At 71.3% G+C, this 25,044-nt stretch carries 26 protein-coding genes; 3 read left to right on the top strand and 23 right to left on the bottom strand.

Annotated features, from left to right (window positions below; all coding sequences use genetic code 11):
• Positions 1-3 precede the first annotated feature (3 nt).
• The 11 genes from D9C15_RS00510 to D9C15_RS00560 form a co-directional block, all read right to left on the bottom strand.
• Complete coding sequence (locus D9C15_RS00510; protein ID WP_127995473.1) at positions 4-2,199, bottom strand: 3'-5' exonuclease; 2,196 nt, start codon at positions 2,197-2,199, stop codon at positions 4-6.
• Positions 2,196-2,564 (bottom strand): response regulator transcription factor, encoded by a 369-nt coding sequence (locus D9C15_RS00515; RefSeq protein WP_127995474.1) that lies wholly within the window; start codon positions 2,562-2,564, stop codon positions 2,196-2,198. The genes D9C15_RS00510 and D9C15_RS00515 overlap by 4 nt, the downstream gene beginning before the upstream one ends.
• Positions 2,561-5,203: a sensor histidine kinase gene (locus D9C15_RS00520; protein WP_127995475.1), complete on the bottom strand. Its 2,643-nt coding sequence runs from the start codon at positions 5,201-5,203 to the stop codon at positions 2,561-2,563. Before D9C15_RS00520 ends, D9C15_RS00515 begins: the two co-directional genes overlap by 4 nt.
• Positions 5,204-5,207: 4 nt before the next feature.
• Positions 5,208-5,423, bottom strand: a complete 216-nt coding sequence (locus D9C15_RS00525; RefSeq protein ID WP_127995476.1) for a hypothetical protein — start codon at positions 5,421-5,423, stop codon at positions 5,208-5,210.
• A gap of 4 nt (positions 5,424-5,427) precedes the next feature.
• On the bottom strand, positions 5,428-6,867 hold the full coding sequence (locus D9C15_RS00530) for a putative nucleotidyltransferase substrate binding domain-containing protein (RefSeq protein ID WP_240668239.1): 1,440 nt from the start codon (positions 6,865-6,867) through the stop codon (positions 5,428-5,430).
• Between the two features lie 79 nt (positions 6,868-6,946).
• Positions 6,947-8,668 (bottom strand): cation acetate symporter, encoded by a 1,722-nt coding sequence (locus D9C15_RS00535; protein ID WP_127995477.1) that lies wholly within the window; start codon positions 8,666-8,668, stop codon positions 6,947-6,949.
• Positions 8,665-8,973 carry a DUF485 domain-containing protein gene (locus D9C15_RS00540; RefSeq protein WP_127995478.1) on the bottom strand — a complete coding sequence of 103 codons (309 nt, stop codon included), beginning with the start codon at positions 8,971-8,973 and terminating at the stop codon, positions 8,665-8,667. Before D9C15_RS00540 ends, D9C15_RS00535 begins: the two co-directional genes overlap by 4 nt.
• A gap of 206 nt (positions 8,974-9,179) precedes the next feature.
• Complete coding sequence (locus tag D9C15_RS00545) at positions 9,180-9,824, bottom strand: 2-hydroxychromene-2-carboxylate isomerase (protein WP_127995479.1); 645 nt, start codon at positions 9,822-9,824, stop codon at positions 9,180-9,182.
• The gene (locus D9C15_RS00550) at positions 9,821-10,015 is read right to left on the bottom strand and encodes a DUF1289 domain-containing protein (RefSeq protein ID WP_127995480.1); all 195 of its coding nucleotides are present in this window, start codon (positions 10,013-10,015) and stop codon (positions 9,821-9,823) included. The genes D9C15_RS00545 and D9C15_RS00550 overlap by 4 nt, the downstream gene beginning before the upstream one ends.
• Positions 10,012-10,509 (bottom strand): YbaK/EbsC family protein, encoded by a 498-nt coding sequence (locus D9C15_RS00555; protein ID WP_127995481.1) that lies wholly within the window; start codon positions 10,507-10,509, stop codon positions 10,012-10,014. Before D9C15_RS00555 ends, D9C15_RS00550 begins: the two co-directional genes overlap by 4 nt.
• Positions 10,506-11,420, bottom strand: a complete 915-nt coding sequence (locus tag D9C15_RS00560; protein WP_127995482.1) for a hydroxymethylglutaryl-CoA lyase — start codon at positions 11,418-11,420, stop codon at positions 10,506-10,508. The genes D9C15_RS00555 and D9C15_RS00560 overlap by 4 nt, the downstream gene beginning before the upstream one ends.
• A gap of 107 nt (positions 11,421-11,527) precedes the next feature.
• On the opposite strand from D9C15_RS00560, the gene D9C15_RS00565 reads away from it, so the two are divergent.
• The gene (locus tag D9C15_RS00565) at positions 11,528-11,893 is read left to right on the top strand and encodes a hypothetical protein (RefSeq protein ID WP_127995483.1); all 366 of its coding nucleotides are present in this window, start codon (positions 11,528-11,530) and stop codon (positions 11,891-11,893) included.
• A 13-nt stretch (positions 11,894-11,906) separates the two neighbouring features.
• On the opposite strand, the gene D9C15_RS00570 is transcribed toward D9C15_RS00565, so the two are convergent.
• Genes D9C15_RS00570 through D9C15_RS00590 form a run of 5 tightly spaced genes read right to left on the bottom strand, consistent with a single transcriptional unit; the run spans position 11,907 to position 18,089 of the window.
• Positions 11,907-13,910 (bottom strand): acetyl/propionyl/methylcrotonyl-CoA carboxylase subunit alpha, encoded by a 2,004-nt coding sequence (locus D9C15_RS00570; protein ID WP_127995484.1) that lies wholly within the window; start codon positions 13,908-13,910, stop codon positions 11,907-11,909.
• Positions 13,911-13,917: 7 nt separating this feature from the next.
• Positions 13,918-14,535, bottom strand: a complete 618-nt coding sequence (locus D9C15_RS00575; RefSeq protein ID WP_127995485.1) for a DUF4126 domain-containing protein — start codon at positions 14,533-14,535, stop codon at positions 13,918-13,920.
• The gene (locus D9C15_RS00580; protein ID WP_127995486.1) at positions 14,532-15,320 is read right to left on the bottom strand and encodes an enoyl-CoA hydratase/isomerase family protein; all 789 of its coding nucleotides are present in this window, start codon (positions 15,318-15,320) and stop codon (positions 14,532-14,534) included. Before D9C15_RS00580 ends, D9C15_RS00575 begins: the two co-directional genes overlap by 4 nt.
• 7 nt (positions 15,321-15,327) lie before the next feature.
• Positions 15,328-16,461: an acyl-CoA dehydrogenase family protein gene (locus D9C15_RS00585; RefSeq protein WP_127995487.1), complete on the bottom strand. Its 1,134-nt coding sequence runs from the start codon at positions 16,459-16,461 to the stop codon at positions 15,328-15,330.
• A gap of 5 nt (positions 16,462-16,466) precedes the next feature.
• The gene (locus D9C15_RS00590; protein ID WP_127995488.1) at positions 16,467-18,089 is read right to left on the bottom strand and encodes a carboxyl transferase domain-containing protein; all 1,623 of its coding nucleotides are present in this window, start codon (positions 18,087-18,089) and stop codon (positions 16,467-16,469) included.
• A 133-nt stretch (positions 18,090-18,222) separates the two neighbouring features.
• Here D9C15_RS00590 and D9C15_RS00595 point away from each other — a divergent pair, with 133 nt between their 5' ends.
• A complete protein-coding gene (locus D9C15_RS00595; RefSeq protein ID WP_240668240.1) occupies positions 18,223-19,233 on the top strand; it encodes an AraC family transcriptional regulator in 1,011 nt (336 codons plus the stop codon).
• On the opposite strand, the gene D9C15_RS00600 is transcribed toward D9C15_RS00595, so the two are convergent.
• Both D9C15_RS00600 and D9C15_RS00605 read right to left on the bottom strand, forming a co-directional pair.
• Entirely contained in the window at positions 19,221-19,778 is a 558-nt protein-coding gene (locus D9C15_RS00600; RefSeq protein WP_127995489.1) for a DinB family protein, read from the bottom strand. The genes D9C15_RS00595 and D9C15_RS00600 overlap by 13 nt on opposite strands.
• The gene (locus D9C15_RS00605; protein ID WP_127995490.1) at positions 19,778-20,389 is read right to left on the bottom strand and encodes a 2-hydroxychromene-2-carboxylate isomerase; all 612 of its coding nucleotides are present in this window, start codon (positions 20,387-20,389) and stop codon (positions 19,778-19,780) included. Before D9C15_RS00605 ends, D9C15_RS00600 begins: the two co-directional genes overlap by 1 nt.
• 115 nt (positions 20,390-20,504) lie before the next feature.
• On the opposite strand from D9C15_RS00605, the gene D9C15_RS00610 reads away from it, so the two are divergent.
• Positions 20,505-21,122: an energy-coupling factor ABC transporter permease gene (locus D9C15_RS00610; protein WP_127995491.1), complete on the top strand. Its 618-nt coding sequence runs from the start codon at positions 20,505-20,507 to the stop codon at positions 21,120-21,122.
• Positions 21,123-21,152: 30 nt separating this feature from the next.
• Here the strand turns inward: D9C15_RS00610 and D9C15_RS00615 are convergent, their stop codons facing one another.
• The 5 genes from D9C15_RS00615 to D9C15_RS00635 all read right to left on the bottom strand — a co-directional run bounded on the left by D9C15_RS00615 (position 21,153) and on the right by D9C15_RS00635 (position 25,040).
• Positions 21,153-21,806 carry a TetR/AcrR family transcriptional regulator gene (locus tag D9C15_RS00615; RefSeq protein ID WP_127995492.1) on the bottom strand — a complete coding sequence of 218 codons (654 nt, stop codon included), beginning with the start codon at positions 21,804-21,806 and terminating at the stop codon, positions 21,153-21,155.
• A gap of 57 nt (positions 21,807-21,863) precedes the next feature.
• On the bottom strand, positions 21,864-22,289 hold the full coding sequence (locus tag D9C15_RS00620) for a MaoC family dehydratase (RefSeq protein WP_240668241.1): 426 nt from the start codon (positions 22,287-22,289) through the stop codon (positions 21,864-21,866).
• Positions 22,290-22,297: 8 nt separating this feature from the next.
• Positions 22,298-23,239, bottom strand: coding sequence for an electron transfer flavoprotein subunit alpha/FixB family protein (locus D9C15_RS00625; protein WP_127995494.1), 942 nt, complete (start codon positions 23,237-23,239; stop codon positions 22,298-22,300).
• Positions 23,240-23,332: 93 nt separating this feature from the next.
• Entirely contained in the window at positions 23,333-24,082 is a 750-nt protein-coding gene (locus D9C15_RS00630) for an electron transfer flavoprotein subunit beta/FixA family protein (RefSeq protein WP_127995495.1), read from the bottom strand.
• Positions 24,083-24,098: 16 nt separating this feature from the next.
• Positions 24,099-25,040, bottom strand: coding sequence for an ABC transporter permease (locus D9C15_RS00635; RefSeq protein WP_127995496.1), 942 nt, complete (start codon positions 25,038-25,040; stop codon positions 24,099-24,101).
• Between the last annotated feature and the right edge of the window lie 4 nt (positions 25,041-25,044).

Raw genomic sequence — 25,044 nt, forward strand, 5'->3', positions numbered from 1 at the left:
TCGTCAGTAGGACACGCGGGCGTAGTAGGTCTGCTGCGCCGCGTCGCGTGCCTGGCCGAGGGTGTGGATGCCGCGTTCGGCCAGCAGCGGGATCAGCTTCAGGAACACCTCGGCCGTGACCATCGCGTCGCCGAGCGCGGTGTGACGGCCCAGCACCGGCACGCCGAGCCGCTCGGCGATCGCCTCGAGCCGGTGCGACTCCTGCTGCGGGTGCACCACGGCCGACAGCAGCAGCGTGTCGAGCACCGGCTGGTCGAACGCCAGGCCGGTGCGCTCGCGCTTGAGCTCGAGGAAGCGCATGTCGAAGGCGGCGTTGTGTGCCACCAGCACGGTGTCCTGCGCGAAGGCATGGAAGGCCGGGAGCACCGTGTCGATGGTCGGCGCGCCCTGCACCATCTCCGGCGTGATGCCGTGGATCGGGATGCCGGCGGCCGGGATGTCGCGCTGCGGGTCGACGAGCTGCTCGAAGCAGTCCTCGCGGCGCAGCTTGCCGGCGACGATGCGCGTCGCGCCGACCTGGATGATCTCGTCGCCCTCGGAGGGCTGCAGCCCGGTGGTCTCGGTGTCGAACACGGTGTAGGCCAGCTCGGCGAGGCGCCGGTCGGCCAGCTCGCGCGCCTGCTCGGTGGCGCGGAACAGGTCGAAGTCGTACACCTCGGGGCGGCTCTCGCTGCGCACCACCATCGCCGCGTCGAGCTGCTCGCCGGCCTCGGCCAGCGGCAGCAGCAGGCGGAAGAAGGACTCGTGGCGCACCCGCTCGCGCTCGAACCAGAACGCGCCGTCGTGGCGCTCGACCACGTCGCGCACGGTCAGCGCGAGCGTGTCGGCGCCCACGCGCATCGCGTCGGTCTCCCAGCCGACCACGGTCTCGGTGCTCATCGACGGGCCGGCCCACACCAGGTCGAGCCGGGCGCGGCCGCCGGCCTCGGCCAGGCGCAGCTGCAGCACCTTGATCTCGTACTCCTCCACCAGCCGGCCGGCGAGGTAGAGCAGCGCCTGCAGCAGCGAGAAGCTGTCGACCTTGAGCCACAGCGCGGCGTCGACCTCGCTGGTGGCGACGCGGCAGCCGTACAGGTTCTCGATGCGCCGCGCCGCCGCGGCCACCAGGTCGGCGCCCAGCATGTCCTCCAGCGGCCAGCGCGTCTTCATGGTCTGCGCGGTGTGGCTGGCCAGCTCGCGGATGCGCCGGCTCATGGTCTGCACTTCCTCGCGGATGACACCGAGAAAGCGCTCGCGCGTCGGGGTGTCGAGGTCCTCGTAGTCGAGCATTTCGACTGCTGCCTGCAGGTTGCCGAGCGAGGCGCGGCTGCCCTCGGTGAGGCCCTGCAGCAGCCGGTCGCGCTCGGACTCGGCGGCGAAGTCGCGCGTGATGTTCTCGAGCATCAGCACGAAGCCGTTCAGCGCCACCGCGCCGGGCGCGGTGTCGCCGGCGCGCGAAGCCGCGCCGTCCACGTCGATGCTGCGCACCGGGGCCATCTGCACGCGCAGCAGCTGGCCGGCGCGCGTGCCGGTGACGAACTGCGCCGACGGGTGCGCCGCGCCGCGCTGCAGGCGCTGCTGCACGCTCTCGAGTGCATGGGCCACGAGGGCGCGGTCGAACACCGCGTAGATCGAGCGGCCCAGGCCGATCAGCTCGGCGCCGTCGGCCACGCTCGGCGCGTGCGACAGGGCGCGGAACTGCGTGCGCGCGCGGGCGTTGTAGAGCAGCACGCGGCCGTCGAGGTTGCACACGACGACACTCTGCGTCAGCTCGGCCATCAGCGCCGCCAGGCGGTTGCGCTCCTGCTCGACGCCGCGGCTGGCCTCCTTCACCTGCGCGGCGATGTCGGCGCGCAGGGTGTCGCGTTGCGCCGCGAACTGGTTGACCACCTGCGTGAGCGCCTGGGTCTCGGCGCTGCCCTGCGGTTCGAGCGTGCGCTGCACGTCGGTGGCGAGCAGCACCTTCGCCTCCTCGGCCAGGCGCGCCGCGGAGGCGACCCAGCGCAGGTAGGCCCGGCGCGAGAGTGCGCCGAGCGCGCCGGACAGGAGCAGCCAGCCGAGCAGCAGCAAGGCCGCGCGGGGTTCCAGCATCGCGCCGAGGGCGGCGCGTTCGGGCGGCTCGAGCGTGGCGGCGAAGAGAAAGCCGCCGGCGACCGCCCAGAACGCCAGTACCGCGCCGGGCAGCAGCGCGGCGATCAGTTCGCGCCGGTCGAGCTTCATGCGCCGAGCAGCTCGCGCACCTTCTCGGCCAGCTCCTTGGTCGAGAAGGGCTTGGTCATGTAGGCGTCGGCCCCCAGCGCCGAGCCCTTGGCGACATCGGTGTCGCGCCCCTTCGCGCTCAGCATCAGGATCTTCACTCCCGCCAGCGCCTCGTCCGAGCGCACCGCCTGGCACACGTCGAAGCCGCTCTTGCCCGGCATCATCACGTCCAGCAGCACCAGGTCCGGCTTCAGTTCGCGGACCATCGCCAGCGCCGCGTCCCCGTCGCGCGCGATGCTGACCCGGTGGCCCTCGCGCTTCATCAGGAACTCCAGCGAGATGACGATGTTCGGCTCGTCGTCCGCGATGAGGACATGCTTGCTCATGGTCTCGTCTCCGTCGTCGTCGTTGTCATCGCTGCGCTCGTGACCGGCAGCTCGAAGCCGAAGCAGGCGCCCTGCCCCGGCGTCGAGCGCAGCCACATCCGGCCGCCGTGGTGCTCGACGATCTGCCGGCTGATCGGCAGGCCGAGCCCGGTGCCCTGCGGGCGGTTCGTCGCCTCGCCGCCCTGGCGGAACTTCTCGAACACCAGCTGCTGCTGCGCCGCCGGCACGCCCGGCCCGTTGTCCTGCACCTCGACCCGCACGGCGCGCTCGTCGGCGGCCAGCGAGACGAGCACCCGGCCGCGCCCGGCCGGCACGAACTTCACCGCGTTGGACAGCAGGTTCAGCAGCACCTGCAGCAGCCGGTCGCTGTCGCCGTGCAGCACCGGCAAGGTGTCGGGCTGCTGCAGCTCGACCACCGCGCCGCGCTCGCGGAAGGCCTCGGCCGTGGTCTGCACCGCGCGCGCCACCAGCTCGCGCAGGTCCACCGGCTCGTGGCGCCACTCGGCGTGGCCGGATTCGATCTTCGCCATGTCCAGCACCTGGTTCACCAGGCGCGACAGGCGCTCGGTCTCGCTGACCACCAGGCCGAGGAACTGCTGGCGCTGCTCGGGCTCCATCTGCGGATCGTCGCGCATCAGCTCGGCGAAGGCGCGGATCGAGGTCAAGGGCGTGCGCAGCTCGTGCGAGACCGAGGAGACGAAGTCGTCCTTCTGGCGGTCCAGGTCCTCCAGGCGGCGGTTCAGCGCGCGCACCTGCGAGGCCTCGTCGAGCATGCCGAGGATGTCGGCGCGCGCCAGCGGCTCCTCCTCAGCCACCGCGGCCACCACCACGTGCGCCGAGGCGCTGCCGATCGCGCCGGCCAGCGCGTTCTCCACGTGCGGCACCAGCTCGCTCTCGGGCACGCCGCGCCGCGCCGCATCGGCGAACAGGCGCTGGGCCGCCTCCGCACCGAGGAAACGCGCTGCCAGCAGGCGCAGCTGGGCCAGGCTGGCCGGGCTGCGCCAGGTGCGCGCGGCGGCGGTACCCCGGAACACCTCGACGAAACGCAGCGCCTGCGCCGCCTCGCGCGCCGAGGGCGTGCCGACCAGCGACACCAGCACGTACAAGCCGGTGTTGGCCAGCAGGCTCCACAGCAGCGCATGCGTCAGGTTGTCCAGCCCGCTCAGGCCGAACAGCTGTTCGGGCCTGAGCAGGCTCCAGCCGAACGGGCCGTGCTGGAGGAAACCCGCATCCATCCAGCCGGACTTGGCGATCGACGGCAGCATCAGCGTCCAGACCCACAGCGCGAAGCCGGCCGCCAGGCCGGCCAGCGCCCCGGCGCGTGTGCCGCCCTTCCAGTACATGCCGCCCAGCAGCGCCGGCGCGAACTGCGCCACCGCGGCGAAGCTGATCAGCCCGATGCTGACGAGGGCGTAGGCCTCGCCCGCGATGCGGAAGTAGAGGTACCCCAGCAGCAGCAGCATCACGATCACGCTGCGCCGCACCGCCAGCGGCAGCGCGCTCAGGTCGCGCGCGCCGTGGCGGAAGCGCAGCAGCAGCGGCATCACCAGGTCGTTGCTGACCATGGTGGAGATCGCGATCGCCTCGACGATGATCATGCCGGTGGCGGCCGACAGCCCGCCGATGAAGGCGACCAGCGCGAGCGCCGGCTGCTGCGCGGACAGCGGCAGCGAGATCACGAAGGTCTCGGGGTTGGCCTGGCCGGCGCCGAAGTGCAGCAGCCCGCCCAGCGCGATCGGCAGCACGAACAGGTTGATCAGCAGCAGGTAGAGCGGAAAGGCCCAGCTGGCGCGCTTGAGGTGGCGCTCGTCGACGTTCTCGACCACCATCACCTGGAACTGGCGCGGCAGGAAGATCACCGAGAGCATCGCCAGCAGCGTCAGCGCGGCCCATTGCCCGCCGGCGAAGCGGTACTCCCCACCCAGCCCCATCAAGGGCTGCAGCGCGGGCAACGCGGCGGCACGCTCGAACACGTCGCGCACGCCGTCGAACAGGCCCCAGCAGACGAACACGCCGACCGCGACGAAGGCGAGCAGCTTGACCACCGACTCGAAGGCCACCGCCGCGACCATGCCCTCGTGGCGCTCCGAGCTGTCGAGGTGGCGCGCCCCGAAGGCCACCGTGAAGCCGGCCAGCACCAGCGCGATGTAGAGCGTGCTGTCGCGCCACCAGGGCGCATGCGCCTCGGCGCCGGCCCCGGTGAGCAGGGCCAGGCCGGAGGCGATCGCCTTCAGCTGCAGCGCCACGTAGGGCAGGATGCCGACCAGCGCGATCATGGTGACGAGCGCGGCGAGCAGCCGGCTCTTGCCGTAGCGGCTGGCCACGAAATCGGCGATCGAGGTGATGCGGCCGGTGTGCGCGATGCGCACCATCTTGCGCAGCACGCTCCAGGCCAGCAGCATGGCCAGCGTCGGGCCGAGGTAGATCGGCAGGAACCACAGGCCCGAGCTGGCGGCGCGGCCGACGCTGCCGAAGTAGGTCCAGGCGGTGCAGTAGACGCCCAGCGAAAGCGTGTAGACCCAGGCGTTGCCGATCACCGAGCGGCCGGCGCGGGAGCGCCGGTCGGCCCAGTGCGCCACGCCGAACAGCAGCAGCAGGTAGGCGAAGCTCGCGGTCAGCACCAACGGGGTGGAGAGCATCGGCCTAGGGCTCCTCCTCGTCGGTGTCGCGGCCGGCCTCGGCGACCCAGGCCGCCGCGCCGATCAGCACCGCCCAGCCGCCGAACACCGCCAGCGGCAGCAGCGGCAGGCCCCACAGCGTCACGCCGCGGTCCCACAAGGTCAGCAGCGGGAAGTTCAGCAGCAGCCAGCCCGCCGCGAAGAGGGCGAGCAGGCGCTGGTGCCGCTTCGATTCGTTCATCACCTCACAGCGTGTCGAGGCGGAAGCGCGTGCGCAGCAGCGCGCGGAAGCGCTTGACGATGGCCAGCGCGTCCTTGAGCTGGTCGCGGTCCATAGTGCTCAGGTCGGACGGGCGCACCAGGTTCGAGGCCTCCTGCCCGCCGGCCCGCTGGCGCAGCTGGTGGCGCAGCCTCAGGCCCATCAGGTAGTGCAGCGCCTCGAGCAGGTCGGCGGCCAGCGGCGCGTCGAGCGTTCCGGCCTCGCGCAGCCTGGCCAGGCGCGCCGCGGTGCCGGTCTCGCGCAGACCCTGGCGCAGCGCCAGCGCGCGCACGCCGTGCACGATGGGGAAGCTGCCGAGCTTCTTCAGGTCCAGCGGCTGCTCGTCGGCGCGCGCGGTCAGGCGGCTCCACCAGCTGACCGGCTCCTCGAACTGGTCGGCCGCGGCGGCGAAGCGGGCGTAGAACGCGTCGCTGCCGGCGAGGACCTGGTCCAGGTGCTCGCGCAGCGCCTCCAGCAGCGTGGCGTCGCCGGCCACCGCTGCGGCGTCGAGGAAGATGGCCAGCTGCATCACGCCCTGCGGGTCGCTGCCGTAGACCCAGTCGCGCAGCGTGCTGCGGAAGCGCGCCACCGGCGCGCGCCAGGCGCGGTTGACCACCATGATGCCGCCCGGGCAGGGCGGCCAGCCGCAGTCGATCAGCGCCGCGTTGAAGCGGCCGGCGATCGCGTCGAGGTCCGCACACTCGTAGCCGTCGCGCAGGATCAGCGCGTTGTCCTGGTCGGTCTTGAGGATCTGCTCGCCGCGCCCCTCGCTGCCCATCACCAGCAGGCAGGCGTTGGCGATCAACTCGGGCGGCGCCTCGAGCTGCCAGAGCCGCGCGAACAGGCGCCGGTTCAGCTCGCCCACCAGGCGCGCCACGCGCTCGACCTTGATGCCGCCGTCGTGCAGCAGCGTGACCATGGACTCGATGCGCTGCGCCGCGGCCTGCAGTTCGGCGACGCTGGCCGCCTCGTCGATCTGCAGCGCGACGATGTGCGAGTGGTTGGCGACGAAGCTCACCAGGTCGAGCTGGCCGAGCACGCCCAGCACCTGCGCGCCGTCGCGCACCAGCAGGCGGTGCACGCGGTGGCGCACCATCAGCCAGAGCGCCTCGAACAGGTCGGCGTCGGCGTCGATCTCGATCAGCGCGAAGCGCGCCACCTCGCGCACCGGCAGCGCGGCCGGCGGCACGTCGCGCAGCAGCGCGTCGCGCAGGTCGGTGGTGGTGAAGATGCCCAGGCGCTCGCCGTGTTCGTCCACGTCGCGCACCAGCGTGTGCGTCAGGCCGTGCGCGGCCAGCTCGCGGCACACCGACACCACGTCGAGCGCCCCGTCGACGTAGTGCGGCTTGCGCACATAGGCGTCGCGGACGCGGGCAGTGACCAGCGAGAGCATCTCGCGCTGGCTGTCGGAGGCGCGGTTCGGCATGGGAGAGCGCGGAAACACGAACGGGACGGCGGCAGTGTGCCAGCCGTCCCGTCGTGGGGATTGAGGAATCTCTAGCCGTTCAGTGGCCCGAGGCCCCCGCCGCGCCGATGCCCGTCTCCGAGCGCACCTGCTGGGCCAGGAAGCCGTCACGGTCGACCTTGGCGCGCGCGCCGCGGTCGAGGATCGAGAACAGCCAGATGCCGATGAAGCCGATGGTCATCGAGAACAGCGCCGGCGAGGTGTAGGGGAACAGCGCCGAGCCCTTCGGGTTGCCCAGCGTCGCCTCCCACACCGAGGGCGAGACCACGGTCAGCGCGACCGAGGAGATCAGCCCGAGGAAGCCGCCGATCACCGCGCCCTTGGTGGTGCAGTCCTTCCACAGCACGCTCATGAAGAGCACCGGGAAGTTGGCCGAGGCCGCGATCGCGAAGGCCAGCGACACCATGAAGGCGATGTTCTGCTTCTCGAACGCGATGCCCAGGCCCACCGCGATGACACCCAGCGCGACCGTGGTCAGGCGCGAGACCTTCAGCTCCGAGGCGCTGTCGGCCTTGCCCTGCTTGATGACCGTGGCGTAGAGGTCGTGCGAGACCGCCGAGGCGCCCGACAGCGTCAGGCCGGCCACCACCGCGAGGATGGTCGCGAAGGCCACCGCCGAGATGAAGCCGAGGAACACGTTGCCGCCCACCGCGTTGGCGAGGTGGATGGCCGCCATGTTGCCGCCGCCCAGCAGACCGCCCTTGGCGTCGAGGAACTGCGGGTTGGTCAGCACGAAGGTGATCGCGCCGAAGCCGATGATGAAGGTCAGCAGGTAGAAGTAGCCGATCCAGCCGGTGGCCCACATCACCGACTTGCGGGCTTCCTTGGCCGAGGGCACGGTGAAGAAGCGCATCAGGATGTGCGGCAGGCCGGCGGTGCCGAACATCAGCGCCATGCCGAAGCTGATCGCCGAGATCGGGTCCTTCACGAAGTTGCCCGGGCCCATGATCGACTGGCCGATCTTGGCGGCCTCCTCGGCCGTCTTGCCCGTCGCCAGGCCGGCCTTGATCTCGACCGCCTTGGCGAACATCGCCTCCGGGCTGAAGCCGAAGTTCCACAGCACCATGAAGGCCATGAAGGTGGCGCCGCCGAGCAGCAGGCAGGCCTTGATGATCTGCACCCAGGTGGTGGCCGTCATGCCGCCGAACAGCACGTAGACCATCATCAGCGCGCCGACGATCACCACCGCCATCCAGTACTCCAGGCCGAACAGCAGCTTGATGAGCTGGCCCGCGCCGACCATCTGCGCGATCAGGTAGAACGCGACGACGACCAGCGTGCCCGAGGCGGCGAAGATGCGCACCGGCTTCTGGTCGAAGCGGAACGCGGCCACGTCGGCGAAGGTGAACTTGCCCAGGTTGCGCAGCCGCTCGGCCATCAGGAAGGTGATGACGGGCCAGCCGACCAGGAAGCCGATCGAGTAGATCAGGCCGTCGAAGCCGGAGGCCATCACCGCGGCGGAGATGCCGAGGAAGGAGGCCGCGGACATGTAGTCGCCCGCGATCGCCAGGCCGTTCTGGAAGCCGGTGATGCCGCCGCCGGCGGTGTAGAAGTCGGCCGCCGACTTGGTCTTGGCCGCGGCCCACTTGGTGATGTAGAGCGTGGCCAGCACGAACACGCCGAACATGCCGATGGCCGTCCAGTTGGTGGCCTGCTTCTGCGCCTGGCCGAGGTCGGCGCCGGCGGACCAGGCCGCGAACGAGACGCCGAACAGCGCGAGCAGCGTGAGCACGCGCCGGGTGGTGACGAACGAGCCGCTCATTTCAGCACCGCCTTCTTGACCGCGTCGGTCAGGTCGTCGTACTGGCTGTTCGCGCGCAGCACGTAGATGGTCGTGATGACGACCGTGAACACGATGACGCCGAAGCCGATCGGGATGCCGACCGTCATGACGCCGGCACCGAGCTTGGTCGACAGGAATTCCTTGTTGAAGGCCACCAGCAGGATGAAGCCGTAGTACACGACCATCATCGCCAGCGTGAGCCACCAGCCGAAGCTGGAGCGCTTGGCTTTCAGTTCCTGGTACTTCGGGTGGCTGGCTATGCGCCGCACCAGATCGTCTTCCATGACGCAGTCTCCTCACGTTGAGTCGCGGGCCCCGACGGGACCTTGACCGCATGGTCGAAGAAACGTCTGACCAAGCTCTGACGGCTGGCCAACAGGGGCTGACGCGGGGCTGAACCGAAGCTGACACGCGGGCCCTCCGCCCCTCGTGAAACCAGCTTCGTCGGCCCTCCCGGGCGCGACACTATGGTTTTCCCTGAGTCCGGCGGTCAGCCGCGCCGGACACCCGGCCGCGGCGCGCCGGCGGCGTCCCAGGCGGGGCCGTCGAACCAGGCGTCGCCGCGCAGGTAGGCAGCGAGCATGGGCAGCGCATCGAGGCCCCAGAAGAGCCGGCCGTCGACCTCGACGGTCGGCACGCCGAACACGCCACGCGCCAGCGCCGCGGCGGTGGCGTCCTTCAGCGCCTGCTTGACCGGCTCGCCGTCCGGATCACGCGCCGGCGCGAGCGCCTCGCGCAGCGCCTGCAGCCGCGCCGGCTCGTTGGCATCGGCCCCTTCGCCGCGCCACACGTGCCGCAGCACGGTCTCGCAGGCGAGCCGGTTCGGCGTGCCGCCTTCCGGCGCGCAGGCCACCAGCAGGCGCAGCAGCGCCAGCGGGTTGAACGGGTGCTGTGCCGGCGTCTGCATCGGGATGCCCAGCACATGCGCCTGCCAGGCGACCTCGCGGAACGTCCAGGCGCGCTTGGGCTCGATCTCCGCCGGCCCCTTCTGGCCCCAGTGCTTCAGCAGCCCGGCGAACAGCACCGGCCGGTAGTCGACGCTGTAGGACAGGCCCTCGAGCGCCTGCGGCAGCTGCTCGAACGCGAGGCAGGCATAGGGCGAGACCGGGTCGAACCAGAACTGCAGCTGCTTCATTCCGACGGGCCTTGCGCAGCGACGGCCTCGCGCCGGGCCGGCAGCAGCGCCCAGACGGCGCGCTTGGCCTGGTCGTCGAGCGTGGACCAGGCGGCGATCTCGTCGATGGTGCGCAGGCAGCCCTCGCACCAGCCGGTGCGCAGGTTCATGCGGCACACGTTGACGCAGGGGGATGGGACCGGGCTGCTCATGCCTGCACTTGCACCACGTCCGCCACCGGCGCGCCGGTGAGCGCCTCGAGCTGCGCCGGGCTGAGGCGGAACACGCCGTTCGGGTGGCCGGCCGCAGCCCAGATCTCGCCGAAGCGGAACAGCTCGCGATCGATCAGCGTGACCGGCGGCGTGGCATGGGCGAGCGGCGAGACGCCGCCGATCGTGAAGCCGGTGCGTGCCTTGACGAAGTCCGCATCGGCCCGGCCGATCGCGCCCACCTGGGCGGCGACCTTCTTCTCGTCGACCCGCCGGTCGCCCGAGGTGACGACCAGCACCGCCGCCTCGTCGGCCTTGCGGCGGAAGATCACGCTCTTGGCGATCTGGCCCACCGAGACGCCGAGCGCATCGGCCGCCTCCTGCGAGGTGCGCGCCGCCACCTCCAGCCACACCGGCGCATGCGGGTGGCCGCGTTCGGCGAGCGCCTGCACGACGCGGCGGAAGCCCTCGGGTCGGTCCTCCATCACCGAGCTCATGCCGCCGCCTTATCGCGTTTGCTCAGCAGTGCCTTGCCGGCCCGCGAGACCGGCGGGCGGCCGAGCACGCCGGAGATGAATGCCCCCGCATCGACCAGCTTGTCCAGGTCGATGCCGGTGTCGATGCCCAGGCCGTTCAGCATGAACAGCACGTCCTCGGTGGCCACGTTGCCGGTCGCACCCTTCGCGTACGGGCAGCCGCCCAGGCCGGCCACGCTGGCATCGAACACGTGGATGCCCATTTCCAGGCAGGCGTAGATGTTGGCCAGGGCCTGGCCGTAGGTGTCGTGGAAGTGGCCGCTGACCTCGGCGAGCGGGAAGTGCTTCAGGGCGCGCTCCATCGCGGCCTGCACGCGCCTCGGCGTGCCAACGCCGATGGTGTCGGCGATGCCGCAGTGCTCGACGCCGATGCCCTTCATCAGCACGACCACCTTCTCCACCTCGTCGGCGCCGACCTCGCCCTGGTAGGGGCAGCCGAGCGCGCAGGAGATCGCGGCGCGCACCTTGATGCCGGCAGCCCTGGCCTGCTGCACCACCGGCGCGAAGCGGTCCACCGACTCGGCGATCGAGCAGTTGATGTTGCGCTGGCTGAAGGCCTCGCTCGCCGCGCCGAACACGACGATCTCGTCCGGCCGGGTCGGCAGGGCCGCCTCGAGGCCCTTCAGGTTGGGCGTCAGCACCGAGTAGCGCACGCCGGGACGGCGCCGGATGCCGGCCATCACTTCGGCGTTGTCGGCCATCTGCGGCACCCACTTCGGGCTGACGAAGCTGGTGACCTCGATCTCGCGCAGGCCGGCGTCCTGCAGGCGATGCACAAGTTCGATCTTGTGCGCAGCGCTGACCGGCTGCTTCTCGTTCTGCAACCCGTCACGCGGGCCGACGTCGACGAGGATCACGGACGACGGAATCATGAAAAAAGTCTCGCCTCGAAGTCGCGCGGCACTGCCGCTTCCCCTCACGTAGGGATGGTGTTACCGAGCCTGATACAGGAAGATACAAACACACGGAAGGACCGATTGTGGACATCAGTACCCGCCTGCGCATCGCCACCCGCATCCATTTTGCGCTGCTGCGCCAGTACGGCGAGGACGTGGAGATCGGAAGCCTCATGAAGGGCGGGGCCGACGCACGCGAGGCGATGTTCGTCTGCGAGGCCTCGGGCGACCCGGAGCTGGCCACGCTGGCGCGCCGCCTGCGCCACGCCGACCGTGCCGACAGCCGCGCCGCCGCCAAGCCCGCGCCGCAGGACGCGGCCTGGGCCAGCAACACCACCGGCTTCGGCGTGTCGCGCCCGCTCGGGCTGGACGAGACCAGCGCCGGCTCCACCAGCTGGCTGAACCCGTCGAGCTGGCTGAAGCGCGCCGCGCCGACGAAGCCGCACTGAGCTCACCGGAACCTCACTCGATCGGCACCAGGCGCAGCAGTTCCTCGCCCTCGAGCACCTGGTCGCCCACCGCATAGAGCAGCTCGGCCACCGTGCCGTCGCGCGGCGCGGCCAGCGTGTGCTCCATCTTCATCGCCTCCATCACCGCCAGCGGCTGGCCCTGCTTGACCGCCTCGCCGGGCCGCGCCAGCAGGGCGATCACCTTGCCGGGCATCGGCGCGGCGAGCCGCCCGCCCTCGCCGGCGCCTTCGCCGGCGTGTGCGATCGGGTCGACATGCGTCAGCAGCGCCGCCCCCTCGGCCGTGAACACGCCCAGCCGTTCGCCCACCGCGTAGACCGCCAGCGCCCAGCGGCGTGAGCCGAGCGTGACCTCGTGGCGCGCACCGCCACGGGCCGCGCAGGCATAGGGCCAGCGCTGCGCGCCGTGCACCAGCACCTGCTCGCCGCGGTGCGAACGTTCGAGCATGAACACCTCGTGCCGGCCGTGCACCTCGAGGTCGAAGCGGCGCAGCGCGGCGCCGTGCAGCCGCCAGGCGTCGCGGCGCGACCAGGGGTCCGCATCCTGCCCCTGCGCCTCGCTGGCCAGCGCATGGGCCACCGCGCCGGCCGCCGCGATCTCCAGCGGCAGCGGCGGCGCATCGAACAGCACGGCGCGCTCGCGCTCGATCAGCGCGGTGTCGAGGTCGGCCTGCGCGAACGAGCGGCTCTTCAGCACCCGGCGCAGGAAGGCCACGTTGTTGTGCAGCCCGACGATGTGCACCTGCGCCAGCGCGGCATCGAGCCGGGCCAGCGCCTGCGCGCGGTCCGCGCCGTGCACGATCAGCTTGGCGATCATCGAGTCGTAGTGCGGCGAGATGCTGTCGCCCTCGCGCACGCCGGCGTCGAGCCGGACGTCGGCGAGCTCGAACGCGGCCGCGCCCGGCGGGGTGCGGAACACGTCGAGCCGGCCGGTGGCCGGCAGGAACTGCGCGTCCGGGTTCTCGGCGCACAGGCGTGCCTCGATCGCATGGCCGCGGCGCGGGATCTCGTGCTGGGCGAGCGGCAGCGGCTCGCCGGCCGCCACGCGCAGCTGCCACTCGACCAGGTCGAGCCCGGTGATCGCCTCGGTCACCGGGTGCTCGACCTGCAGCCGTGTGTTCATCTCCATGAAGAAGAAGCGCAGGTCGCCATCAAGCGTGGGCTCGGCGATGAACTCGACCGTGCCTGCGCCGACATACCCCACCGCCTGCGCCGCCGCCACCGCCGCGGCGCCCATCTCGGCGCGACGCGCCTCCGAGAGCCCGGGCGCGGGCGACTCCTCCAGCACCTTCTGGTGCCGGCGCTGCACCGAGCAGTCGCGCTCGAACAGGTAGACGCAGGCGCCGCGCGTGTCGGCGAACACCTGGATCTCGATGTGCCGCGGCCGCGTGACGTAGCGCTCGATCAGCACCGCATCGTCGCCGAAGCTGTTGCGCGCCTCGCGCTGGCAGGAGGCGAGCGCGGCGTCGAACTCGTCGGCCTTGGTGACGATGCGCATGCCCTTGCCGCCGCCGCCCGCGCTGGCCTTGATCAGCACCGGGTAGCCGATGCGCGCGGCCTCGCGCGCGAGCAGCGCCGGGTCCTGATCGGCGCCGTGGTAGCCGGGCACCAGCGGCACGCCGGCCTTGTCCATCAGCTGCTTGGATTCGGCCTTCAGGCCCATCGCCTTGATGGCCGACGGCGGCGGGCCGATGAACACCAGCCCGGCATCGGCACAGGCCTGCGCGAACTCCTCGTTCTCGCTCAGGAAGCCGTAGCCGGGGTGGATGGCCTGCGCACCGGTGGCCTTCGCCGCCTCGATGATCAGCTCGCCGCGCAGGTAGCTCTCGCGCGGCGCGGGCGGGCCGAGGCGCACCGCCTCGTCGCAGGCCTGAACGTGCTGCGCCTGTGCATCGGCATCGGAATACACGGCCACGGTACGGATGCCGAGCCGGCGTGCGGTGGCGGCCACGCGGCAGGCGATTTCACCGCGGTTGGCGATCAGGATCTTCTGGAACATGAGGACCTCAGGCGGAACGCGGCCGCATCCAGCCGGCGACGCGGCGCAGCAGCGCACGCAGGAACTTTCCGAGCACGACGATCAGCGCCACCATCAGCGCCAGCGCCACCAGCAGCACCGCGAAGAACACCAGCGGGTGCTGCCACGACAGCCACAGCGCCAGCGGCACGCCGGCGTCGCCGAGCAGCGAGAGCCCGATGTTGGAGAACGGCTCGGGGGAGGTGTTGGCCGCTGCGCGCGTGGTGGCCTTGGCCACATGGCTGGTGGCCGCCAGCGTGCCGCCCAGCAGCGCCGCCGCCGCGGCCCAGGTGGCGTGGTCGCCGCCGAACACGGCCGCCGCGAGTGCCGCGCCGGCGGGAATGCGGATGACGGTGTGCAGCACGTCCCACAGCGTGTCGACGCCCGGGATCTTGTCGGCGAAGAACTCGACCGCGAGCAGGAAGCCACTGGCACCGAGCAGCGTCGGCTGCTGCAGCAGCTTCAGCCCGTGCGGCAGCTCGACCCAGCCGAGGTAACCCGCCAGGCCGGTGACGAACACGACGAGGTACAGCCGCAGCCCGCTCGCCCAGCCGAGCGCCGCGGCAATCGCCAGCAACTGCGTGGTGTCGAGCGGCACCGGGTTCATTGCGGTTCGCGCCAGGCCGGCGTGCGCTTGGCGAGAAAGGCCTGCACGCCTTCGCGGCCTTCGTCGCTGGCGCGGATGTCGGCGATGCGGCGCGCGGTGTCGGCACGCAGAGCATCGTCGATGGGGCGGCCGGCCAGGTCCTGCACCAGGCGCTTGCAGGCGCGCACGGCCATCGGGCCATTGGCCACGAGCGTTGCCACCAGCTCATCGACCTTGGCGTCCAGCGCCTCGGACTCGACCACCTCGTGCACGAAGCCCATCGCCTGCGCCCGCGCCGCGTCGAAGCGCTCGGCCGTGAGGAACCAGCGCCGCGCCTGCTGCTCGCCCATCGCCTTGACGACGTAGGGCCCAATGGTCGCCGGCAGCAGCCCGAGTTTCGCCTCGCTGAGGCAGAAGCCCGCGGCCTCGCTCGCCACCAGCAGGTCGCACACCGCCGCGAGGCCGACGCCGCCGGCGTAGCAGTCGCCATGGATGCGGCCGACCACGGGCACCGGACAGCGCCAGATCGTCCACAGCATGTCGGCGAGGCGCTGCGCGTCGGCGCGGTTCTCCTCCCACGCATAGCCGGCCATCGCGCGCATCCAGGATAGGTCGGCGCCGGCACAGAAGGCCTTGCCGTGGCCGCCGAGCACGATGCAGCGCAGCGTGGCGTCGGTGCCGAGCGCGGCGAAGGCCTCGGTCAGCTCGGCGATCACGCCATCGTTGAACGCGTTGCGCACCTCGGGCCGGTTGAGGAACACGCGCGCGACCGGGCCGCTGCGCTGGATGTCGAGGGTGGTTGTCATGCGGACCTCAGTAGCGCTTGGCTGCTTCGTCGAGCATCACCTCGCTCGCGCCGCCGCCGATCGCCAGGATGCGCGCGTCGCGCCAGAGCCGCTCGATCGCCGTGCCGCGCATGTAGCCCATGCCGCCGTGGAACTGCTGGCAGGCCTGCACGACCTCGTTGACCAGTTCGCCGGTGAGCGCCTTGAGCAGCGAGACGTCCTGCACCACGTCCCTGCCCTGCGTCACCATCCACGCGCAATGGTAGAGGTACTGGCGCGCGGCGCGCACCTTGGCGTCGAGCATCGCCAGGCGCTGCCGCACCACCTGCTTGTCGAACAGCGGGCCGCCGAAGGCGCGCCGGTCCTTCACGTACTGCAGCGTCAGGGCGAGCGCCTGCATGCAGTGGCCCACGGCCATCGCGCCGAGCGCGATGCGCTCGGTCTGGAAGTTCTTCATCACCGCGCGGAACCCGCGGTGCTCCTCGCCGAGCAGCTGGTCGACCGGGAGGCGGCAGCCGTCGAACACCAGCTCGGCGGTGTCGGACGAGAGCCAGCCGGTCTTGTCGAGCTGGCGGCCGACCGTGAAGCCCGGCGTGCCCTTCTCGACCGCGAACATCGAGATGTCGTGCCGGCCGGTGCCGGTGCGTGCGGCGACGAAGTAGAGGTCCGCGTGCACGCCGTTGGTGATGAAGAGCTTGCTGCCGTCGATCACCCACTGGTCGCCGTCGCGGCGTGCGCGGGTCTGCAGCCCGGCCACGTCCGAGCCCGCGCCGGGTTCGGTGATCGCCACCGCGGTGATCGTGCGGCCCGCGGTGATGCCCGGCATCCAGCGCGCCTTCTGCGCCGGGGTGCCGGCGTGGTGCAGGTGCGGGCTCGCCATGTCGGTGTGCACGAGCACGGTGATCACGAAGCCGGCGAAGGTGGATTGCGAGAGGGCCTCGGCGAACACGAGGTTGGTCAGCGCGTCGGCCTCCGCCCCGCCATGACCGCTCTCGTACATCAGCCCGAGCAGCCCGGCGTCGCCGAGCTTGCGCAGCACGTCCCGCGGCACCCGGCCCTCGCGCTCCCAGCGCTCGCCGTGCGGCTCGACCTCGCGCGCGAGGAAACGCGCGACCTGCTCGCTCAGCAGCTCGTGCTCGGGCGTGAGGTAGGCGTTGTCCATCACCGTCACATGCGGAACACGCCGAAGCGCGGCTCGGGGATAGTCGCGTTCAGGCTGGCGCTGATCGCCAGCGCGAGCACGCGGCGCGTGTCGGCCGGGTCGATCACGCCGTCGTCCCACAGCCGGGCGCTGGCGTAGTACGGGTGCGCCTGGTGCTCGAACTGCTCGAGGATCGGCTTCTTGAACGCGGCTTCTTCCTCGGCGCTCCAGGCGCCGCCCTTGGCCTCGATGCCGTCGCGCTTGACGGTGGCCAGCACGCTGGCGGCCTGCTCGCCGCCCATCACCGAGATGCGCGCGTTCGGCCACATCCACAGGAAGCGCGGCGAGTAGGCGCGGCCGCACATGCCATAGTTGCCGGCGCCGAAGCTGCCGCCGATGATCACGGTGAACTTGGGCACGTTGACGGTCGAGACCGCCGTCACCATCTTCGCGCCGTGCTTGGCGATGCCCTCGCTCTCGTACTTGCGGCCGACCATGAAGCCGGTGATGTTCTGCAGGAAGATCAGCGGCACCTTGCGCTGGCCGCACAGCTCGATGAAGTGCGCGCCCTTCAGCGCACTCTCGCTGAACAGCACGCCGTTGTTGGCGACGATGCCCACCGGCATGCCCTCGAGGTGCGCGAAGCCGGTGACGAGCGTGGTGCCGTAGCGCGCCTTGAACTCGTCGAACTCGCTGCCGTCCACCAGCCGCGCGATGATCTCGCGCACGTCGTAGGGCTTGCGCGGGTCGGTCGGGATGATGCCGTGCAGCTCGGCCGCGTCGTACAGCGGCGCACGCGGCGGCTGCAGCTTTAGCGGCTGCGGCTTGCTGCGGTTCAGGTGCGCCACCGCGCGGCGCGCCAGCGCGAGCGCGTGCGTGTCGTCCTGCGCCAGGTGGTCGGCCACGCCCGAGAGCCGGGTGTGCACGTCGCCGCCGCCCAGGTCTTCCGCGCTGACCACCTCGCCGATGGCCGCCTTCACCAGCGGCGGACCGCCGAGGAAGATCGTGCCCTGCTCCTTGACGATGATCGACTCGTCGCTCATCGCCGGCACGTAGGCGCCGCCGGCGGTGCAGGAGCCCATCACCACCGCGATCTGCGGGATGCCCTGGGCGCTCATGTTGGCCTGGTTGAAGAAGATGCGGCCGAAGTGCTCGCGGTCGGGGAACACCTCGTCCTGGTTCGGCAGGTTGGCGCCGCCGCTGTCGACCAGGTAGATGCACGGCAGGCGGTTCTGCTGCGCGATCTCCTGCGCGCGCAGGTGCTTCTTCACCGTCATCGGGTAGTAGGTGCCGCCCTTGACGGTGGCGTCGTTGCAGACGATCAGGCACTCGAGGCCGGACACGCGGCCGATGCCGGCGATCAGTCCGGCGCCCGGCGCCGCGTCGACGCCGCCCTTTTCCTTGTACATGCCCAGCGCCGCGAGCGGCGCGATCTCGAGGAAGGGCGTGTCCGGGTCGAGCAGCATCGCGACGCGCTCGCGCGGCAGCAGCTTGCCGCGCGCCACGTGCTTGGCGCGCGCCGCCTCGCCGCCGCCCTGGGCGATCTGCGCGAGCCTGGCGTTCAGGTCGTCGACCAGCGCACGCATCGCGGCGGCGTTGGCCTTGAAGTCCTCGGCACGCGGGTTCAGCTTGGTGGTGATCGCAGGCATGGTGCGGGCAGTGTGGGCGAAGGCGGGTGGCTGCGCCATCCGGGCGCGCACGAGGCCTGCAGCATAGGCGCCGGGCCGGCGCGCCGGGCGCCAGCGAGGTTGCAAATCATGCCAGCACGCGCCAGACTCGGGCATGCCCGCCGCCCGCCTGCCCGCGCTCACGCCGATGGCCTTCATCCGCGCGATGGTGGCGGCCTACCGCGCGGCCGGGCGGGATCCGTCCGGGGCCCTGCAGGAGGCACGGATCACGCCAGCGCAACTGAAGCGCACCGACGCCCGCATCGACGCGCTGCAGATGGAGACCTTCTCCGCCCGCGCGATGCAGGAGCTCGACGACGAGGCGCTCGGCTGGTTCTCCCGCCGCCTGCCCTGGGGCAGCTACGGCATGCTGTGCCGCGCCTCGATCACCGCGCCGGACCTGGGCGTGGCGCTCAAGCGCTGGTGCCGCCACCACCGCCTGCTGGTCGACGACGTGCTGCTGTCGCTCGAGCCGGCCGGCGATGCGGCGAAGCTGGCGATCGACGAGCGCGCGCCGCTGGGCGAGCACCGCGAGATCGCGCTGGTCACGCTGCTGCGCTCGGTGCACGGCTTCGCCTGCTGGGCGATCGATTCACGCATCCCGCTGCGCGAGGCGGCCTTCCCGTTCCCTGCGCCGCCGCACGCCGACGCCTACCCGGCCATGTTCCCCGGCCCGGTGCGATTCGGCGCGGCGCGCGCCGCGCTGGTGTTCGATGCCGACTACCTGGCCCTGCCGCTGCGCCGCGACGAACGCGCGCTGCGCACGATGCTGCAGCGCGCCCTGCCGCTGACCGTGCGCCCCTACCGGCGCGACCGCCTGCTCGCCCAGCGCGTGCGCGAACTCCTGCGCGGCGGCGTGCTCACCGCGCCGGCCCTGGCCGAGGCGCTGCATGTGTCGGTGCGCACCTTGCACCGCCAGCTGCGCGACGAGGGCCGGCCGCTGCAGGCGCTGAAGGACGAGGTGCGGCGCGACACCGCGCTGGCGCTGCTCGCGCGCACGCAGCGCCCCATCAAGCAGGTGGCTGCCGAGGCCGGCTTCGGCAGCCCGAAGAGCTTTGCGCGCGCCTTCCGCCAGTGGACCGGGCAGACGCCCGAGCAGTGGCGACGCGCCAGTCAGGCGCCGTAGACCTCGGTTTCGTTCCAGCCCAGCGCCGCCATGTCGGCGACGCGGAACGACGCGTCGCTGGGCATCAGGAACTCGTCGAGCTGCGGCGGCGCCACCGCGGTGCCGGCCAGCATCGCGTGCGCCTGGCCGCGGTGATGGGTCTGGTGCATGAACAGGTGGACCAGCACGTGGCCGGCGCGGTCGCGCTGCACATGCGTGCCGCGGTCCATGTCGACCATCGCGTCGCAGCCGGCATCGTCGAGCGTGGCGCAGAAGCGGATCAGCCGCTCGTCGCTCTCGCGCTGCCGCGCGGCCAGCTCCGCCAGCGTCGCGGCCGGCACGAAGGCGCGGTAGCTCGCCACCAGCCCGGCATCGCCGTACAGCGCGCCGATGTAGTACAGGTCGACCGCCAGCAGATGGTTCAGCGTCTGCGCCAGGCTCGGGAAGAAGCTGGTGCGCGGGGCGTGGAATTCGGCGTCGGTCAGCGCCGCCATCGCCTCGTGCAGGCGCCGGTTGGCGAGCCGGTTGGCATGGGCCTGGATGCGCAGCTGGTCGGCCACGCGCATCAGAACGGCCCCTTCTCGAGCCAGCGTTCGATCTGCGGCCGGCGGTCGTTGCCCCAGAAGGGCTCGCCGTCGATCATGAAGAACGGCGCACCGAACACACCCGCCGCGATGGCGGCCTCGTTCTCGGCCTTCAGGCGCAGCTTCCAGGCCGGGTCGTTCCAGGCTGCTTCGGCCGCCGCCGCGTCCAGCCCCGACTCGGCGGCCAGCGCGCGCAGGGCGGCCGGGTCGCTCAGGTCCACGCCGCGCGTGAAGTACGCGCGCAGGCCGGCGCGCGCCCAGGCCTTGGCCTGCTCGGCGTCACGCTCGTTCAGCCACCAGAACACGCGCGCCGCGTTCTGCGTCGGGATCGGGAACTTCTCCGGCATCGTCACCGGCACGCCGGCAAAACGCGCCGAGCGTTCGAAATCGTGCAGCGAGTACTCGCGCTTGATCGGGTGCGACACCGGCGATCTCAGCTCGGCGGCCTGGAAGGTCACGCCCAGCAGGATGGCCTTCCAGTGCACGGTGCGGGCATGGCGCGCCGCGAGCGCGTCGATCCATTCCGAGGCGACGTAGGAGTAGGGCGACGAGAAGTCGAACCAGAAGTCGATCGCGCGGCCGGGCAGGTTCATGTGGCATAGCGTAGCGCGCCTGCACCGCCCCGCCCCCTCGGCGCTTACCCGCACCGGCCCGGCAGGATTGGCGCAGATCATGCCCCGCTGCGCCTTGCCGGCCTAGCATCGCCGCATGGGACTGGACCTGGCAATCGTGCTCGTGGCGCTGGTCGTGTCGGCCGCGCTGCGGCCGTGGCGTCAGTTCGGCGCGGGCTTTCCGCTCAACGCCTGGCTGGCCTGCCTGGTGCTGCTGCCCTGGCTGTGGGCCTCGCAGCGCGCGCTGCCCGGCGGGGTGGCGCTGCAGCTGTCAGGCGCCGGGCTGCTGGTGCTGATGTTCGGCTGGCCGCTGGCGGTGCTGAGCCTGGTGCCGATCGCGCTGCTGGGCAGCTGGTTCGCCGGGCTGCCCTGGGCCACCGCGCTGAACCTGCTGGCCTGGAACGGCGTCGCCGTGGCCAGCCTGGCGCTGCTGCTCGGCCTGGCGACACGCCGCTGGCTGCCGCGCCACCCGTTCGTGTTCATCCTCGGGCGCGGCTTCATCGTCACCGCGCTGGCCATGATGGCGGCCGGCACGCTGGCCTCGTTCGCCACGCCGCTGCCGCCCGGCACCGAGCTGGATACGCTGCTGATCGGCCACTGGTTGATGGCCTGGGGCGAGGCCTTTGCCACCGGCATGCTGACGGCCATCTTCGTGGCCTTCCGGCCCGAGTGGCTGGCCAGCTGGTCGGACGCGCGCTACCTCGAGGGGCGCTGAGCCCGTCCGGGCATCCGCGTCGGCATCCGCTCAGGCGTCCCGGTCCGGGTGGGCCAGCACCAGGCGCAGCACCGTGTCGATGTTGAACTTCAGCCGGGCCGCGAGGGCCTCGCGGCTGGTGAAGTTCAGCGCGAACAGCACGCCGCCGGTGTGGCGGTTGTTCAGGTAGTAGAAGCCGATCGCGGCGATCGTGATGCACAGCTGCACGGCGTCGATGCCGGGGCGGAACACGCCCTCGGCCTCGCCGCGCTTCAGGATGCCCTCGACCGTGTCCACATAGGCCTTCTGCAGCTTACGCAGCTGCTTGTTGCCGGCGATGTGGCGCGCCTGGTGCAGGTTCTCGCTGTTGACCAGCGTGATGAACTCGGGGTTCTCGAGGTAGTAGCGCCAGGTGAACTCCACCAGCCGCTTCATCGCCTCCACCGGCGGCACGTCGTCCAGGCCGAGGCCGCGCTCCTGGCTGCGGATGTTGGTGTAGGCGTCTTCCACGACGGCGGCAAACAGCTGCTCCTTGCCGCCGAAGTAGTGGTAGATCATCCGCTTGTTGGCGCCCGACTGCTCGGCGATCTTGTCGACGCGCGCGCCAGACAGGCCTGCCTTCGCGAACTCGATGCGCGCGGCGGCCAGGATGTCGGCCTTGGTCGCTTCCGGGTTGCGTGCCCGGAACGGCATCTTCTCGCCCATGATCTCCTGCCGCGGTCGTTGTTTGGGGCGATGTTAGCGGCAGTGGCGCGGCACGCCTCAGGCACGCACCAGCAGCGTGTTGACGCCCTCCTGCACCGGCTGGCCGCGCTGGTTGTGCACCGTCAGCGCGAGCCTGACCACGCCGCGGCCGGGCCGCGAACTCGCGCGGGCCTCGAGCACCTCGATGCGGGCCTGGATGCGGTCGCCGACGAGGATGGGCGCGACGAAGCGCCAGCGCCACTCGAGCGAGGCGATCGCGTCGAGCTGGGTCGTGGCGCGGTTCTTCAGGCCGTCGACCAGCGCGAGGCCGAGCAGGCCATGGGCCACCCGGCCCTCGAAGCCCTGGGCCCGCGCGAACTCGTCGTCCATGTGCAGCGCAAAGAAGTCGCCCGAGAGTCCGGCAAAGGCCACCACATGCGCTTCGGTGACGACGATGCCCGGTGTCTCCCAGGCCCGCCCGGGCGTCAGGTCGGCCAGGCGCAACGGCTCGCTCACAACGCCGCGGACAGGCCTGGCACCGCCTCGAACAGATCGGCCTCGAGGCCGTAGTCCGCGACGCTGAAGATCGGGGCCTCCGGGTCCTTGTTGATCGCCACGATCACCTTGGAGTCCTTCATGCCGGCCAGGTGCTGGATCGCCCCGCTGATGCCGCAGGCCACGTACAGCTGCGGCGCGACGATCTTGCCGGTCTGGCCGACCTGCCAGTCGTTCGGGGCATAACCCGCGTCCACCGCGGCGCGGCTGGCGCCCAGCGCCGCGCCGAGCTTGTCGGCCAGCGGCGTGAGCACCTCGTTGAACTTCTCGCTGCTGCCCATCGCCCGGCCGCCGCTGACGATGATCTTGGCTGCGGTCAGCTCGGGCCGGTCGCTCTTGGCGATCTCGCTGCCGAGGTAGCGGCTCTTGCCGCTGTCGGCGACGGCCTCGATCGTCTCGATGGCCGCCGAGCCGCCCGGCCCCGCGGCGTCGAAGCCGGTGGCGCGCACGGTGATCACCTTGATCGCGTCGGTGCTCTGCACGGTGGCGATGGCGTTGCCGGCGTAGATCGGGCGCTCGAAGGTGTCGGGCGAGATCACCTTGGAGACCTCGCTGACCTGCGCGACGTCCAGCTTCGCGGCCACGCGCGGCGCGACGTTCTTGCCGTGCGCGGTGGCGGGGAAGAGGACGTGGCTGTAGTTCTTCGCCGAATCACCCGCAAGCGCGAGCACCTGCGCGGCGACGTTCTCGGCAAGCTGCTCCGCGAGGCTCGCGCCGTCGGCATGCAGCACCTTGGTCACGCCCTGCAGGGTGCTGGCAGCCTGCGCGGCGCCGGCGGCGTTCTGGCCGGCCACCAGCACGTGGATGTCGCCGCCGATGGCCGCCGCGGCGGTGACGGTGTTGAGGGTCGCGCCCTTCAAGGCGCCGTGGTCGTGTTCTGCGATGACGAGGAGGCACATCCGAGGGTTCCAATCATTCCGGCGAGTTGACCGGCGCACCCGCGTCCGGTCGAACGAGACGACGTAGGGCGGCGCGGAGCGTCCGCCTTACGCTCAGATCACCTTGGCTTCGTTCTTCAGCTTCGCCACGAGGGTGGCGACGTCCGGCACCTTCACTCCCGCGCCGCGCTTGGGCGGCTCGCTCACCTTCAGCGTCTTCAGGCGCGGGGCGACGTCCACACCCAGGTCGGCCGGCTTGAGCGTCTCCAGCGGCTTCTTCTTGGCCTTCATGATGTTGGGCAGGGTCACGTAGCGCGGTTCGTTCAGGCGCAGGTCGGTGGTGATCACCGCCGGCAGGCTGATCGAGAGGGTCTCGAGGCCGCCGTCGACCTCGCGCGTGACCTGGGCCTGGCCGTCGGCCACCTCGACCTTGCTGGCGAAGGTGGCTTGCGGCAGCTCGGCGAGTGCGGCCAGCATCTGGCCGGTCTGGTTGCAGTCGTCGTCGATGGCCTGCTTGCCCAGGATCACGAGGCCGGGCTGTTCCTTCTTCACCAGCGCGTGCAGCAGCTTGGCCACGGCCAGGGGCTGCAGTTCCTCGCTGGTCTCGACCAGGATGGCGCGGTCGGCGCCGATGGCCATCGCGGTGCGCAGGGTCTCCTGGCACTGGGTGACGCCGCAGGAGACCGCGATGATCTCCGTGGCCACGCCCTTCTCCTTCAGCCGCACCGCCTCTTCCACGGCGATCTCGTCGAAGGGGTTCATGCTCATCTTCACGCCGGCCAGCTCCACGCCCGAACCGTCCGCCTTCACGCGCGGCTTGACGTTGTAGTCGAGCACGCGCTTCACAGCCACCAGCACCTTCATCCGTTCTCCAGAGAGTTCACTTGACCATCGCCAGCTTGCTGCGGTCGATCGTCAGCGCGATCGCGACGATCAGCACGACGCCGAACACGATCTGCTGCGCCGTGGCCGGCACCTCGAGGTAGACCATCGCGGTGCGGATCACCGCGACGATCAGCGCGCCGATCAGCGTGTTCAGCACGCCGCCGACGCCGCCGGTCAGCGGCGTGCCGCCGATCAGCACCGCGACGATCGCCGGCAGCAGGAAACCTTCCGCAATGTTGGGCGCCCCGCCGGCCAGCTTGACCGCGAACATCAGCCCGGCAAACGCCGCGATCAGCCCGGAGATCGTGTAGACCGCGATCTTGTAGCGATCCACCCGCAGACCCGAGGCCACCGCGGCCGGCTCGCCGGCACCGATCGCCTTCAGCGCGCGGCCGAGCGTGGTGCGGCGCTCGATGAACAGCAGCACCGCCAGCAGCGCGCCGGCGATGAAGATCTCGTGCGGCACGCCGGCCGTGCTGCCGGTGACCCAGCCGAACACCTGGTCGCGCAGTTCGGCGTCCATGAACACCGCCTGCTGGCCCGAGGCGTACTGGCCGAGCGAGAGCGCCACCCCGCCGACCGCGAGGGTCGCGATGAACGAGGGCACCTTGAGCCGCGTCGACGCGTAGCCCGACGCGAAGCCGAGCGTCGCGCCGACACCCAGCACCGCCGGCGCCATCCACATGCCGAACTTCGGCAGCGCGAGCGTGGCCAGCACCGTGGTCATGTTGGCCACCGACTGCGCCGAGAGGTCGATGCCGCCGATGTAGATCACCAGCGTGATGCCGAGCGCGAGCACGAACAGGGTCGCCACGTCGGCGGTCATCTGCACCAGGCTCGCCGGCTGCAGGAAGACCGGGTTGATCACGCTGACGGCGAGCGTCAGCACGACGAGCGTGATCCAGGGCAGGTGCGGTCGGATGCGGTCGATGGTCATCGCC

Origin of the sequence: Piscinibacter defluvii (assembly GCF_004011805.1) — a bacterium.
Taxonomy (GTDB): Bacteria; Pseudomonadota; Gammaproteobacteria; order Burkholderiales; family Burkholderiaceae_C; genus Piscinibacter; species Piscinibacter defluvii.

What these genes read in the sequence shown, in the direction of transcription:
- D9C15_RS00585 (WP_127995487.1), bottom strand. Translation starts at nt 16,461, where the DNA reads ATGGACAACGCCTACCTCACGCCCGAGCACGAGCTGCTGAGCGAGCAG.
- D9C15_RS00545 (WP_127995479.1), bottom strand. Translation starts at nt 9,824, where the DNA reads ATGAAGCAGCTGCAGTTCTGGTTCGACCCGGTCTCGCCCTATGCCTGC.
- D9C15_RS00610 (WP_127995491.1), top strand. Translation starts at nt 20,505, where the DNA reads ATGGGACTGGACCTGGCAATCGTGCTCGTGGCGCTGGTCGTGTCGGCC.
- D9C15_RS00590 (WP_127995488.1), bottom strand. Translation starts at nt 18,089, where the DNA reads ATGCCTGCGATCACCACCAAGCTGAACCCGCGTGCCGAGGACTTCAAG.
- D9C15_RS00625 (WP_127995494.1), bottom strand. Translation starts at nt 23,239, where the DNA reads ATGTGCCTCCTCGTCATCGCAGAACACGACCACGGCGCCTTGAAGGGC.
- D9C15_RS00595 (WP_240668240.1), top strand. Translation starts at nt 18,223, where the DNA reads ATGCCCGCCGCCCGCCTGCCCGCGCTCACGCCGATGGCCTTCATCCGC.
- D9C15_RS00535 (WP_127995477.1), bottom strand. Translation starts at nt 8,668, where the DNA reads ATGAGCGGCTCGTTCGTCACCACCCGGCGCGTGCTCACGCTGCTCGCG.
- D9C15_RS00575 (WP_127995485.1), bottom strand. Translation starts at nt 14,535, where the DNA reads ATGAACCCGGTGCCGCTCGACACCACGCAGTTGCTGGCGATTGCCGCG.
- D9C15_RS00530 (WP_240668239.1), bottom strand. Translation starts at nt 6,867, where the DNA reads ATGCCGAACCGCGCCTCCGACAGCCAGCGCGAGATGCTCTCGCTGGTC.
- D9C15_RS00580 (WP_127995486.1), bottom strand. Translation starts at nt 15,320, where the DNA reads ATGACAACCACCCTCGACATCCAGCGCAGCGGCCCGGTCGCGCGCGTG.
- D9C15_RS00550 (WP_127995480.1), bottom strand. Translation starts at nt 10,015, where the DNA reads ATGAGCAGCCCGGTCCCATCCCCCTGCGTCAACGTGTGCCGCATGAAC.
- D9C15_RS00600 (WP_127995489.1), bottom strand. Translation starts at nt 19,778, where the DNA reads ATGCGCGTGGCCGACCAGCTGCGCATCCAGGCCCATGCCAACCGGCTC.
- D9C15_RS00560 (WP_127995482.1), bottom strand. Translation starts at nt 11,420, where the DNA reads ATGATTCCGTCGTCCGTGATCCTCGTCGACGTCGGCCCGCGTGACGGG.
- D9C15_RS00510 (WP_127995473.1), bottom strand. Translation starts at nt 2,199, where the DNA reads ATGAAGCTCGACCGGCGCGAACTGATCGCCGCGCTGCTGCCCGGCGCG.
- D9C15_RS00570 (WP_127995484.1), bottom strand. Translation starts at nt 13,910, where the DNA reads ATGTTCCAGAAGATCCTGATCGCCAACCGCGGTGAAATCGCCTGCCGC.
- D9C15_RS00630 (WP_127995495.1), bottom strand. Translation starts at nt 24,082, where the DNA reads ATGAAGGTGCTGGTGGCTGTGAAGCGCGTGCTCGACTACAACGTCAAG.
- D9C15_RS00525 (WP_127995476.1), bottom strand. Translation starts at nt 5,423, where the DNA reads ATGAACGAATCGAAGCGGCACCAGCGCCTGCTCGCCCTCTTCGCGGCG.
- D9C15_RS00605 (WP_127995490.1), bottom strand. Translation starts at nt 20,389, where the DNA reads ATGAACCTGCCCGGCCGCGCGATCGACTTCTGGTTCGACTTCTCGTCG.
- D9C15_RS00540 (WP_127995478.1), bottom strand. Translation starts at nt 8,973, where the DNA reads ATGGAAGACGATCTGGTGCGGCGCATAGCCAGCCACCCGAAGTACCAG.
- D9C15_RS00515 (WP_127995474.1), bottom strand. Translation starts at nt 2,564, where the DNA reads ATGAGCAAGCATGTCCTCATCGCGGACGACGAGCCGAACATCGTCATC.
- D9C15_RS00635 (WP_127995496.1), bottom strand. Translation starts at nt 25,040, where the DNA reads ATGACCATCGACCGCATCCGACCGCACCTGCCCTGGATCACGCTCGTC.
- D9C15_RS00520 (WP_127995475.1), bottom strand. Translation starts at nt 5,203, where the DNA reads ATGCTCTCCACCCCGTTGGTGCTGACCGCGAGCTTCGCCTACCTGCTG.
- D9C15_RS00615 (WP_127995492.1), bottom strand. Translation starts at nt 21,806, where the DNA reads ATGGGCGAGAAGATGCCGTTCCGGGCACGCAACCCGGAAGCGACCAAG.
- D9C15_RS00555 (WP_127995481.1), bottom strand. Translation starts at nt 10,509, where the DNA reads ATGAGCTCGGTGATGGAGGACCGACCCGAGGGCTTCCGCCGCGTCGTG.